This window comes from Krasilnikovia cinnamomea (assembly GCF_004217545.1).
GTDB lineage: Bacteria > Actinomycetota > Actinomycetes > Mycobacteriales > Micromonosporaceae > Actinoplanes > Actinoplanes cinnamomeus.
Window position 1 is genome coordinate 1,614,167 of sequence record NZ_SHKY01000001.1, and the last position, 11,951, is coordinate 1,626,117.

10 protein-coding genes are annotated in these 11,951 nt (G+C 72.7%); all 10 read right to left on the reverse strand.

The annotated features are described in order from the left end of the window. Positions 1-35 precede the first annotated feature (35 nt). The 10 genes from dapB to rbfA all read right to left on the reverse strand — a co-directional run bounded on the left by dapB (position 36) and on the right by rbfA (position 11,865). Positions 36-803, reverse strand: coding sequence for a 4-hydroxy-tetrahydrodipicolinate reductase (gene dapB / locus EV385_RS07055; RefSeq protein ID WP_423203023.1), 768 nt, complete (start codon positions 801-803; stop codon positions 36-38). Positions 804-818: 15 nt separating this feature from the next. Continuing rightward, positions 819-1,784: a phosphatase PAP2 family protein gene (locus EV385_RS07060; protein ID WP_130508720.1), complete on the reverse strand. Its 966-nt coding sequence runs from the start codon at positions 1,782-1,784 to the stop codon at positions 819-821. Positions 1,785-1,795: 11 nt separating this feature from the next. Beyond that, a complete protein-coding gene (locus EV385_RS07065) occupies positions 1,796-3,133 on the reverse strand; it encodes a M16 family metallopeptidase (protein ID WP_130508721.1) in 1,338 nt (445 codons plus the stop codon). A gap of 7 nt (positions 3,134-3,140) precedes the next feature. Continuing rightward, positions 3,141-5,492, reverse strand: coding sequence for a polyribonucleotide nucleotidyltransferase (locus tag EV385_RS07070; protein WP_130508722.1), 2,352 nt, complete (start codon positions 5,490-5,492; stop codon positions 3,141-3,143). A 212-nt stretch (positions 5,493-5,704) separates the two neighbouring features. After that, a complete protein-coding gene (rpsO, locus tag EV385_RS07075; protein ID WP_130508723.1) occupies positions 5,705-5,974 on the reverse strand; it encodes a 30S ribosomal protein S15 in 270 nt (89 codons plus the stop codon). 219 nt (positions 5,975-6,193) lie between these two features. Beyond that, on the reverse strand, positions 6,194-7,141 hold the full coding sequence (locus tag EV385_RS07080; RefSeq protein WP_130513139.1) for a bifunctional riboflavin kinase/FAD synthetase: 948 nt from the start codon (positions 7,139-7,141) through the stop codon (positions 6,194-6,196). A gap of 376 nt (positions 7,142-7,517) precedes the next feature. After that, complete coding sequence (gene truB / locus EV385_RS07090; protein WP_130508724.1) at positions 7,518-8,405, reverse strand: tRNA pseudouridine(55) synthase TruB; 888 nt, start codon at positions 8,403-8,405, stop codon at positions 7,518-7,520. A 62-nt stretch (positions 8,406-8,467) separates the two neighbouring features. Next, the gene (locus EV385_RS07095) at positions 8,468-9,826 is read right to left on the reverse strand and encodes an MATE family efflux transporter (RefSeq protein ID WP_130508725.1); all 1,359 of its coding nucleotides are present in this window, start codon (positions 9,824-9,826) and stop codon (positions 8,468-8,470) included. Positions 9,827-10,366: 540 nt separating this feature from the next. Then, positions 10,367-11,383, reverse strand: a complete 1,017-nt coding sequence (locus EV385_RS07100; RefSeq protein WP_130513140.1) for a DHH family phosphoesterase — start codon at positions 11,381-11,383, stop codon at positions 10,367-10,369. Positions 11,384-11,412: 29 nt separating this feature from the next. Next, positions 11,413-11,865, reverse strand: a complete 453-nt coding sequence (gene rbfA / locus EV385_RS07105; RefSeq protein ID WP_130508726.1) for a 30S ribosome-binding factor RbfA — start codon at positions 11,863-11,865, stop codon at positions 11,413-11,415. Positions 11,866-11,951: the final 86 nt, after the last annotated feature.

Sequence of the window (11,951 nt, forward strand, 5' to 3'; positions counted from 1 at the left end):
GTCTGGGACGGAGGGGCTGGGGTCTGGGACGGAGCTCAGTCCAGCAGGTCGTCGATGCCGACGGTCAGGCCGGGGCGGTCCACCACCGCGCGGACGGCCAGCAGCACCCCGGGCATGAACGAGGAGCGGTCCAGGGAGTCGTGCCGGATGGTGAGCGTCTCTCCCTGCGTACCGAAGAGAACCTCCTGGTGGGCGATCAGGCCCGCGGACCGCACGGCGTGCACGCGCACCCCGTCGATGTCCGCGCCCCGCGCGCCGGGCAGTTCCTCGGAGGTCGCGTCCGGCACCGGGCCCCGCCCGGCCTCGGCGCGGGCCGCCGCGATGAGCCGCGCGGTGTGCCCGGCGGTGCCGCTGGGCGCGTCCAGCTTGCGCGGGTGGTGCAGCTCGATGATCTCGGCGGACTCGAAGTAGCGGGCCGCGCGCGCCGCGAACTGCATCATGAGGATCGCGCCGATGCCGAAGTTCGGCGCGACGATCACCCCGACGCCGGGCTTGTGCGACAGCCAGCCGCGGACCCGCTCCAGCCGCTTCTCGGTGAAGCCCGTGGTGCCCACGACCATGTTGATGCCCTGGTCGACCGCCCAGTGCACGTTGTCCATGACGACGTCAGGCTTGGTGAAGTCGACCAGCACCTGAGCGCCCGCGTCGGCGGCGTTGAACAGCCAGTCGCCCCCGCCGATCATGGCCACGAGCTCCATGTCGTCGGCCGCGTCGACGGCCTTGCAGACCTCGAGCCCCATGCGGCCGCGGGCGCCGAGGACGCCGACCCGGATCGGTTCACGCGCGTCAGTCACGACCGACAACTTACCTACCTGAATTCAGGCGTCGGCTGACGGGACCCGCCTGCGGGCGCGCCACCAGCGCTCCGCGAGACCGACGCCGAGGAACGTCGCCCCCACGTACGCCCAGCCCACCAGCACGTCGATCACGTAGTGCTCCCCCGAATACACCAGCGTGAACGTCATGGCCAGCGGGTACGCCAGCAGCAGCGGCCACCACCGGCGGCGCACCACCGGCAGGAAGAACGCCACCGCCATCAGCGCGTACGCGGTGTGCAGCGACGGCATCGCCGCGACCGGGTTGGACGCCTCGACCTGCAGCGCGTTGAGGGTGTTGCCCGCGCTGTGCAGCCCGACCGCGTTCCACCCGTTCGTGGAGATCCGGGCCACCGGCTCGGCGATGAAGCCGAACTTCGCGGCCCACCACGGCGGCGCGGCGGGATACAGGAAGTACGTGATCAGCCCGGCCAGGCTGAGGGTGAACCAGCGGCGCATGTACCGGGCCCACTGCGGGCGCGAGCGCACCCACAGCACCACCGCCACGGTCGGCACGGTCAGGAAGTGCGAGACGTACACCAGCGAGACCAGCACCTCCCACCACTGCACCGCGCCCGGCTGGTAGAGGTGGTGCTGCAGCCACAGGGTCGGCACCGTGCCGCCGAACATCGCCTGGTCGGCGTGGATCAGCTCGGTGACGTGCGGCGCGAACAGCTTGTCGGCGTACCCGCGAGAGATGTTGTAGCCGACCAGCAGCAGCGCGATGGGCAGCCAGTCGCGCAGGAAGAGCAGGTGCTGGCGCCAGGGCAGCTCGCTGCGCCAGGCGATCGTCGCCAGCCACAGCCACCCGAACGCGATCAGCGGGTCGCTGGTGGGCACCCCAATGAACCAGGTGCCGACCGCGAACGCGGCCGACCAGATCAGCATGCCGACGACCCGCCGCCGGTGCCGGTCCGGTCGGGCGGGCGGCGGGGCGGGCGGGTGCTCGGGTGCCAGGGTGGAGGTCATCGCCGACCAGGCTAGCGGGCCGTGTCAGGGAACGCCGACTCGTCGAACGGCCCCACCACGGCCAGCGACATGGGCCGGCTGAGCAGCTCAACGGCCAGTTCGTTGATTTCGTCGAGGGTCACGGCGTCGACGCGGGCCAGCAGCTCGGACACCGTCAGCAGGTCGCCGTAGAGCAACTCGGACTTCGCGATCCGGCTCATCCGGGACCCGGTGTCCTCCAGGCCCAGCACGTACGAGCCCTTGACCATGCCCTTGCCGCGGGCGACCTCCTCGGCGGTGATCCCGTTCGCGGCGACCGTCGCCAGCTCGGCGCGGATCAGGTCCAGCACCTCCTCGGCCTTGCCGGGGGCGCAGCCCGCGTAGACCCCGAACACCCCGGCGTCGGCGTACTGGCTGCCGTACGAGTAGACCGAGTACGCGAGGCCGCGCTTCTCCCGGATCTCCTGGAACAGCCGGCTGGACATGCCGCCGCCGAGCACGTTGTTGAGGATGCCCAGGGCGAACCGGCGCTCGTCGCGCCGCCCGATCCCGGGGCAGCCCAGCACCATGTGGGCCTGCTCGGTGTCGCGGTTGCGGACCACCGTGTGCGCCCGCTGGGTGCGTACCCGGTGGTCGGCCGGGCGGCACAGCGCGGGCGCGGCGGCCGGGGTGTCCAGCGCGGTGCCGGCCAGGGCCTTGCGGACGAGACGCACCACGGCCGCGTGGTCGAGGTTGCCGGCGGCGGCGATCACGATCCGCGGCGGGGTGTACCGGCGCCGGTAGAAGCCGTTGATCGTCGCCCGGGTCATCGGCGAGATGGTGTCCGTGGTGCCCGAGATGGGGCGGCCCAGCGGGTGGTTACCGAAGATCGCCTCGGTGAAGACGTCGTGCACCTCGTCGCCGGGCTCGTCGTCGTGCATGGCGATCTCTTCGAGGATCACGGCCCGCTCGGTCTCCACGTCGGCCGGGTGCAGCACCGAGTCGGCGACCGCGTCGCAGAGCACATCCACCGCCAGCGGCAGGTCGGCGTCGAGCACCCGCGCGTAGTAGCAGGTGTACTCCTTCGTGGTGAAGGCGTTCGTCTCCCCGCCCACGGCCTCGATCTGGGCCGAGATGTCCAGCGCGGTCCGCTTGTGGGTGCCCTTGAACAGCAGGTGTTCGAGGAAGTGGGAGGCGCCCGACATCGCCGGGGCCTCGTCGCGGGAGCCGATGCCGACCCACACCCCGAGCGAGACGCTGTGCGCGGTGGGGATGTGCTCGGTGAGGACGCGCAGACCGCTGGGCAGGACGGTACGGCGTACCCCGTCCTGGATGGTCCTGGTCACGACGCGGGCCGGCCTCTCGGCCGGCCCGCGGGAACTCGCTGTCATGCCGTGATCAGCTGCGGTCGCCGCCGGAGCGGTCGCCGCCCGAACGCTCGCCGCCGGAGCGCCGCCGGCGGCGCGGCTCGCCGCCGCCCTCACCGCGGTTCTCGCCACGCGGGCGGTCGCCGCGCGGGCGCTCGCCGCCCTCGCCGCCGGACGCCTCGGCCGCGGCCGGGGCCTCCGCGCCCTCGGGGCGGACCTTGTCGAGGTAGATCTTGCCGCGGTTGTCGATGTCCGCGATCGAGACCTCGACCTTGTCGCCGACGTTGAGGAAGTCCTCGACCTTGTCGACCCGCTTGCCGTCGCCCACCTTGGAGATGTGCAGCAGGCCGTCGCGGCCGGGCAGCAGCGAGATGAACGCGCCGAACGCGGCCGTCTTCACCACCGTGCCGAGGAACTTGTCGCCCACCTTCGGCAGGGTCGGGTTGGCGATGGCGTTGATCCGCTCGACCGCGGCCTCGGCGGCCGGGCCGTTGGTCGCGCCGACGTAGATCGTGCCGTCGTCCTCGATGGAGATGTCGGCGCCGGTCTCGTCCTGGATGGCGTTGATGGTCTGGCCCTTGGGGCCGATCACCATACCGATCTTGTCGACCGGGATCTTGACCGTGGTGACCCGCGGCGCGTGCTCGCTCATCGTGGCCGGGCCGTGGATCGCCGCGTCCATCACGCCGAGGATGGTGGCGCGGGCCTCGTGGGCCTGCTGCAGCGCGCTGGCCAGCACATCGGACGGAATGCCGTCCAGCTTGGTGTCCAGCTGCAGCGCCGTGACGAACTCCGAGGTACCGGCGACCTTGAAGTCCATGTCACCGAACGCGTCCTCGGCGCCCAGGATGTCGGTCAGCGCGACGTACTGCGTCTTGCCGTCGACCTCGTCGGAGATCAGGCCCATCGCGATGCCCGCGACCGGCGCCTTCAGCGGCACGCCGGCCGCCAGCAGCGCCAGGGTGGAGGCGCAGACCGAGCCCATCGAGGTCGAGCCGTTCGAGCTCAGGGCCTCGGAGACCTGCCGGATCGCGTACGGGAACTCCTCACGCGACGGCAGCACCGGCACCAGCGCCCGCTCGGCCAGTGCGCCGTGGCCGATCTCGCGCCGCTTCGGCGAGCCGACCCGGCCGGTCTCACCGGTCGAGTACGGCGGGAAGTTGTAGTTGTGCATGTAGCGCTTGGACTTCTCCGGCGCGAGGGTGTCCAGCGCCTGCTCCATGCGCAGCATGTTCAGCGTGGTGACGCCCAGGATCTGGGTCTCGCCGCGCTCGAACAGCGCCGAGCCGTGCACCCGGGGCAGCACGCCGACCTCGGCGGACAGCGGCCGGATGTCGCGCGGGCCACGTCCGTCGATGCGGACCTGCTCCCGCAGTACGCGGTTGCGTACCTCGGACTTGGTCAGCGACCGGAACGCGGCGCTGATCTCCTTCTCCCGGCCCTCGAACTGGGCCGCGAGCTGCTCCTGCGCCTTGGCCTTGATGCGATCCAGGGCCTCCTCGCGCTCCGCCTTGCTGGAGATCTTCAGCGCGTCCGCGGTCTCGCCCCGCACCGCGTCGGCCACGGCGGCGAACACGTCCTCCTGGTAGTCCAGGAACACGGGGAACTCGGCGACGGGCTTCGCGGCCACCTCGGCCAGCTCCGCCTGGGCGCGGCACAGCTCACGGATCGCCGGCTTGGCGGCCTCCAGGCCACCGGCGACGATCTCCTCGGTCGGGGCGGTGGCGCCGTCCGCGATCAGCTTGACCGCGTGCGGGGTGGCCTCGGCCTCGACCATCATGATCGCGACGTCGCCGTCCGGCAGGGTCCGGCCCGCGACCACCATGTCGAACGTGGCGCGCTCCAGCTCCTCCAGGGTCGGGAACGCCACCCACTGGCCGTCGATGTGCGCGACCCGGGTCGAGCCGATCGGGCCGCTGAACGGCAGGCCGGAAAGCTTGGTGGACATCGAGGCGGCGTTCATCGCCACCACGTCGTAGGGGTGCGCCGGGTCGAGCGCGAGGATGGTCTCGACGACCTGGACCTCGTTGCGCAGGCCTTTGGTGAACGACGGGCGCAGCGGCCGGTCGATCAGGCGGCAGGTGAGGACGGCGTCCTCGCTGGGGCGGCCCTCACGGCGGAAGAACGAGCCGGGGATGCGGCCAGCGGCGTACATCCGCTCCTCGACGTCGACCGTGAGCGGGAAGAAGTCGAAGTGCTCCTTCGGCTGCTTGCTGGCCGTGGTCGCGGACAGCACGACCGTGTCGCCGAGGCGGGCGATCACCGAGCCGGCGGCCTGGCGGGCCAGCCGTCCGGTGGAGAAGGTGACCTCGCGGGTGCCGAACGACCCGTTGTCGATGACGGCGGTGCGAGATTCGGTGCCGAGAGCGTTCTGCTCTGTCATGTGGTGCGGTACTCCTTCGTCGAGGACCCGGCGGTCTCTGCAGCGCGGTTCAGGCTGCCGGTCTTCGATCGAAGTGCCCAGGTTGAGCGCCCGCGAAGGCGGGGAGCCTGGGAACCACTACCGAGGACCGGTGCGCTGACGGCCTGCGGCCGCGCGGGTCCGTGGGTGGAAAAACCACGGGGGAGCGCCCGGTTGAGCACTCCCCCGTCACATCATCGGCGCAGGCCGAGCCGCTCGATCAGCGTCCGGTAGCGCTGGATGTCCTTCTTCTGAACGTAGTTGAGGAGCCGACGGCGGCGGCCGACCAGCAGAAGCAGGCCGCGACGGCTGTGGTGGTCGTGCTTGTGCACCTTCAGGTGCTCGGTCAGGTCGGCGATCCGCTTGGTCAGCATCGCGACCTGGACCTCGGGCGAGCCGGTGTCGCCCTCGAGGGTTGCGTACTCCGACATGATCCGGGTCTTGGTTTCTGCGTCGAGCGCCATGTTCTCCGTGCTTCTGTGTTGCCGGTGGTTTCGGATTTCTCGCGGCCCGCGGCGTCGGGCAGGCAGGCGAGACCGGTCGTCGGAAGAGCCGACGTCGGAGCCAAGCTTATCAGCCTGCCTCCGACGGGGTCGGCTCAGCCGTGAACGACTGCACCGAGCGCAGCGAGGGCCGGGAGGATACGGCCAGTCAACTCAGCCGTGAACGACTGCACCGAGCGCTCAGCCGACGTGGAGCGCCGACCGGGTCTGCTCCACGTCCTCCTGGATCTGCCGGACCAGGGGTTCGATGCTGTCGTAGGTGCGCTGTTCGCGCAGCCGGGCGACGAAGTCGAGGCTCACCCGCTCGCCGTACAGGTCACCCGAGAAGTCGAGGGCGTAGGCCTCGACCCGGCGCTCGCGGCCCGAGAAGGTGGGGTTGGTGCCGATCGACACCGCGGCGGGCAGCCGGGCGGGCGGCTCGCCGCCGTCGCCGCCACGGTTCAGCCAGGCGGCGTACACCCCGTCGGCGGGGACGGACGCGTAGCGGTGACACATCAGGTTCGCCGTGGGGAAGCCGATCTCCCGGCCCCGCCGGTCGCCGCGGACCACCACCCCGGCCAGGCGGTGCGGGCGGCCCAGCGCGGCGGCCGCGGCCCGCACGTCCCCGGCATCGACACAACTACGGATGTACGTGGAGGAGAAGACCACCCCGTCCGCCGCGACGAGCGGCGCCTCCTCCACGGTGAAGCCGAACGAGCGGCCCAGGGTCTCCAGCAGGTGCACGTCGCCCGCCGCCCGGTGCCCGAACCGGAAGTTGTCCCCCACCACGACCACCGCCGCGTGCAGCGCGTCGACCAGCACGTCGTGCCCGAACGCCTCGGGGCTGAGCTGGGAGAACGCGGGGGTGAAGGGCACCACGCAGAGCGCGTCGACGCCGAGCTGCTCGATCAGCTCGGCCTTGCGTACCGGCTCGGTGAGCACCGCCGGGTGCGAGCCGGGACGCACCACCTCGGCCGGGTGGGGGTCGAACGTCATCACCACGGACTGCAGGCCGAGGTCGTGGGCGCGCTTCACGGCGTGGCCGATGATCGTCTGGTGCCCGCGGTGCACGCCGTCGAAGACGCCGATCGTCACGACCGAGCGCCCCCACCCGCCGGGCACCCCTTCGTAGCCGCGCCAGCGCTGCATGCCGACCGCCTCCCCCATGGCCTTCCGGCCGCGTTCTGGCCTTCCGGCCGCGTCGTGTACCTGCCCGGCCGCGTCCGCCGACCGCACGGCCGTAAGCGTATCGGTCGCCGCCCTCGCCGGGCTGTTTCGCCGGCCACGTCCGGATCGCCGGACCGGCGGCATCCGGACCGGCGGCATCCGGACCGGCGGCGCCCGGACCGGCGGCACCCGGACCGGCGGCACCCGGACCGGCGGCACCCGGACCGGCGGCACCCGGACCGGCGGCACCCGGACCGGCGGCACCCGGACCGGCGGCACCCGGACCGGCGGCACCCGGACCGGCGGCACCCGGCACCGGGCAAGGCCCGGACCCGGGCTCGGCCCGCGTCGGCGAGGCTCAGGCCGGGGCCAGCACGATCTCGGGCTTCGCGCGGCCGCCGCGCTCGCTCACGATCGCCAGCACGGCACCGGCCGGATCGAAGACCGCGTACGGGCCGGTGATGCCGACCGCCGTCAGCGGCCCGCCGTGGCTGAGCACGCGCGCCTCGTCCTCCGACGCCGTGCGCTGCGGGAACGCCCGCCGAGCCGCCTCGGCCATCGGCAACCCCACCACGTCCGGCGCGCGCTGCTCCAGCTGCTCCAGCGTCGCGGCCTCGGCCAGCGTGAGCCCGCCCACCGCGGTACGCCGCAGGGCGGTCAGGTGCCCCCCGACCCCCAGCGCCGCGCCGAGGTCCCGGGCGATGGCCCGGATGTACGTGCCCGAGGAGCAGCTCACGTCCACGTCCACGTCGATCACTTCGGTGCCCTGCGGCCGGCGGATGTCCAGCACGTCGAGCTGGTGCACCGTCACCCGGCGGGCGGGCAGCTCGACCTGTTCGCCGTCGCGGACCCGCTTGTAGGCCCGTTCCCCATTGATCTTGATGGCGCTCACCGCGCTGGGCACCTGGTCGATCTCGCCGGTCTGTGCGGCCAGCCCGGCCCGGATCGCCGCGTCCTGCACCGCGCCCGCCGCCGCCCGGGCGGTGATCTCGCCCTCCGCGTCGTCGGTCAGCGTGCGCTCGCCCAGCCGGATCGTCGCCGAATACCGCTTCTCGGACCCGATCACGTACGTGAGCAGCCGGGTCGCGCGGTTCACGCCGATCACCAGCACCCCGGTCGCCATCGGGTCGAGGGTGCCCCCGTGGCCGACCCGACGGGTCCGCGCGAGGCGGCGAATCCGCGCGACCACGTCATGCGAGGTCATCCCGCCCGGCTTGTCGACCACGATCAGCCCGTCCGTGTGCACCCGCCCACCCTGCCAGACCTCCGTCGGCCGCCCCCGCCGACCCTCCGGCCCGCCCGGTGGGGTCACCGGGTGGCGCCGAGGACCGCCCAGCGGGCGCCGCGCCAGCGGTGCAGGATCAGCACGAGGCGCACCAGCATGAACAGCGCGAGCCCGGCCCACACCCCACTCAGCCCCAGTTCGAGGGCGTACGCCAGCCAGATCGCCGGCAGGAACCCGAACGCGGCGGCGATCAGGGTCATCGTGCGCATGAACGCCACGTCGCCCGCGCCGATGAGGACGCCGTCGAGGGCGAAGACGATGCCCGCGCAGGGCAGCAGGCCGACGAACCAGGGCCAGACGATCGCCGCCTGCGCGTGGACGGCCGGATCGTCCGTGAAGAGACCGGGCACCACCCCGGCTCCGGCCGCCGCGACGACGGCGAAGGCCGTACCGGCGACAGCGCCGACGAGGGTGACCCGGCGCGCCACGTCCCGGGCGGCCGCCCCGTCTCCCCCGCCGAGGGCGGCGCCGACCAGCGACTGGGCGGCGATGGCCACCGCGTCGAGCGCCAGCGCGGCGAAGAACCACAGTTGCAGCGCGATCTGGTGGGCACCCACGGCCGCCACCCCGAACCGGGCGGCCACCGCGGTCGCCGACAGCCAGCACGCCTGGAACGCGGCGCCGCGGATCAGCAGGTCCCGGCCTGCCACCAGTTGCTCGCCGATGATCCGGGGTCGGGGCCGCAGCGCCGTACGTTCGCGGATCACCGCCCACAGGAACAGGCCGCCGGACAGGCTCTGCGCGATCACGTTGGCGATGGCCGAGCCGGTCAGCCCCAGCCCGGCCGGATACGCCAGCACCGGGCACAGCACGGCCGAGAGCAGGTTCGCGCCCAGCACGATGACAAGCGGACGGCGGGTGTCCTGGACGCCGCGCATCCAGCCGTTGCCGGCGGCGGCCAGCAACAGTCCCGGCGCGCCCAGGGCGGCGATGCGCAGCCAGCTCGCGGCGGCGGCGGCGGTCGCGGGGTCGGCGGCCAGCGCGCGGGTCAGCGGTGCGGCGATCACCTGCGCGAGCAGCGCCAGCAGCACGCCGGTCAGCAGCGCCAGCCAGGACGCCTGGACGCCCTCGGCGACCGCGGCGGGCCGGTCGCCGGCACCGAACCGGCGGGCCGCCCGCCCGGTGGTGCCGTACGCCACCAGCGTGCCGAGCCAGACCCCGACGGACAGGATCGTGCCGCCCACGGCCACCGCGGCCAGCGGGACGCGGCCCAGGTGGCCGACGACGGCCGTGTCGACCAGGACGTACAGCGGTTCGGCGGCGAGGACGACCAGCGCCGGAAGGGCCAGCGCGGCGATCCGCGCCAGCCCGGCCCGCTCCGCCCCTCGCGCGGCGAACTCGGCCGGGTCAGCGGGCGGGGAGGGCTTGACGGGCGGGCTCATGGGTACCCATGATGCCCGCCGAACCGTAAGGAGAGCAAACCCTAGCGGTGCTTACCTACTGTCGCGTGTCCATCGACGTCTGCAGCGCACGGCGGGCGGCTTCACGGGCTTCTTCGGCAGCTTCGGTCTTCGGCTTGGCAGCCATGGTTGTGGTCCTTCCACAAGGTCGGGCGCACCGGCGCCCACGGGCAAATCGAGCGGGGCGTCACGCGGCCGGTCCGGGGTCACCGGACGTCTGGCGAGTGGCGCGGCCCGGGTCGGTGGACCCGGGAGGCTCGAGGCTCTGTGGCGCGCGGTGGTCCCGGACGACACAAAACCAAATCACCGTTAACTCAAACTATCGTTCAATCCCACTCTTCGCTCGTACCGTCCTGCATCTCGGGACATCCGCGCCTGGAAAGCACTCGCACCTCATGAAGTCGGCCGCTGTGCCGCCGCACTAAGGCCGGTCCCGAGTGGTGGAACGCCAAACTGGGGCGTGCGCCGCTGGACGTACCAGCGGACGACCGGATCAACGCGGGTGGGGCCGATTCGGCGGGCTCAGATGACGTGCTGGTCGAGACGGTCGCGGACGGCGCCGACCACGTCGCCCGGCGCCCCGTACCCGGTGAAGCCCGCGGCCAGGCGGTGCCCGCCGCCGCCGAAGGCCAGCGCGACCGCGCTCACGTCCACCGCACCCTTGCTGCGCAGCGACACCGCCCACTCCCGGTCGCCGACCTGCTTGACCAGGACCGCCACGTCGGCCTCGGCCACGCACCGCACCGGATCGATGAGGGCGTCCATCACGTACGGGCGCTGCCCGTGCCGCCGTAGATCGTCCAGCGTGGCGTACGTCCACACCATGCCGCGACCCGCGGCGGCCGCCGGGTCGAGCTCCGCGCGGCCCAGCACCTCAGCGAAGAGCTTCGTGGCGCCGAACGGGCGGGTGTCGAAGATGCGGCGGGAGATCTCACCCGGACGCAGACCGGTGGCGATGAGCCGGGCCGCCATCTCATGCACGCGCGGCGTGGTCATGTCGAACCGGAACGAGCCGGTGTCCGTCGCCAGCGCCACATACAGGCACTCGGCGATCTCCGCGTCGAGCGGCACGTCGAGCCGGGCCAGCAGTTGCTCGGCGACGACCGAGGTGGCGGCGGCGCCCGCGTCGACGAGGCGCACGCCGCCGAAGCCGGTGTTCGACGCGTGGTGATCCAGCACGATGGTGGCGCCCGCGCGGGGCAGCCGGTCGGCGAGCCCGCCGAGCCGGGACTCCGAGGCCACGTCGAAGACGATCACCAGATCGGGCTCGGGGTACGCCTGCTCCTCCGGCACCAGCAGGTCCAGCCCGGGCAGGGCCGTGAACGGCTCCGGCACCTCGAAGGCACCCGGAAACGTGGCCTGCAGGGCCGGTACGCCCAGCCGCCGCAGCCCGAGCCCGAAGCCCAGCATGCTGCCGAGGGCGTCGCCGTCCGGGTTGACGTGGCACACCAGCAGTACCCGGCCCGCCGGCGCGTACCGGTGGATCGCCGCGGCGGCGGCCGCGAAATCGGCGTCGGTGGGTCCGAGGGGGGTACGCATGTGGGGCAGTGACGGGGCGACGTCGACCACTACATGTCCTCGCGGGCGCCGACCCGCTCCTCGTCGTCCTCGTCGGTCTTGTACGGGTCCGGGTCGCCCGCGTACTGCTTGCCCGCGGCCAGCCGCTGCACCTCGGCGTCCTGGTGCCGGGCCGCAGCCAGCAGGTCGTCGATCTCCTTGGCGTGGTCCTGCACGTTGTCCAGCACGAAGGCGAGGCTGGGCGAGTGGCGCAGGCCGAGGGCGTGGCCGACCCGGCTGCGCAACATGCCCTTGGCGCTCTCCAGGGCGGCGGCGGTACTCGCCTCGGCGGCCGAGTCGCCGAGCACGGTGTAGTAGACCGTAGCGTCGCGCAGGTCACCCGTGATGCGGGCGTCCGTGATCGTGACCATGCCGATCCGGGGGTCCTTGATTTCGCGCACCAACGATGCCACCAGCTCCCGCACGCGCTCCGCGTGCCGTCGCGTCTTGGCCGGGTCCGACATGACACCCACCTCCGACATCCGTGCCCCGCGGGAGGCCCCCCAGGTCGTTCGCCTCCCACCCCAACGCGTGAAGCCTACCCACGCGC

Excerpts from the sequence above, each read along its gene's own strand:
- EV385_RS07065 (WP_130508721.1), bottom strand. The coding sequence starts at position 3,133 with ATGACAGCGAGTTCCCGCGGGCCGGCCGAGAGGCCGGCCCGCGTCGTG.
- rbfA (WP_130508726.1), bottom strand. The coding sequence starts at position 11,865 with ATGTCGGACCCGGCCAAGACGCGACGGCACGCGGAGCGCGTGCGGGAG.
- EV385_RS07070 (WP_130508722.1), bottom strand. The coding sequence starts at position 5,492 with ATGACAGAGCAGAACGCTCTCGGCACCGAATCTCGCACCGCCGTCATC.
- rpsO (WP_130508723.1), bottom strand. The coding sequence starts at position 5,974 with ATGGCGCTCGACGCAGAAACCAAGACCCGGATCATGTCGGAGTACGCA.
- EV385_RS07095 (WP_130508725.1), bottom strand. The coding sequence starts at position 9,826 with ATGAGCCCGCCCGTCAAGCCCTCCCCGCCCGCTGACCCGGCCGAGTTC.
- EV385_RS07080 (WP_130513139.1), bottom strand. The coding sequence starts at position 7,141 with ATGCAGCGCTGGCGCGGCTACGAAGGGGTGCCCGGCGGGTGGGGGCGC.
- EV385_RS07100 (WP_130513140.1), bottom strand. The coding sequence starts at position 11,383 with ATGCGTACCCCCCTCGGACCCACCGACGCCGATTTCGCGGCCGCCGCC.
- EV385_RS07060 (WP_130508720.1), bottom strand. The coding sequence starts at position 1,784 with ATGACCTCCACCCTGGCACCCGAGCACCCGCCCGCCCCGCCGCCCGCC.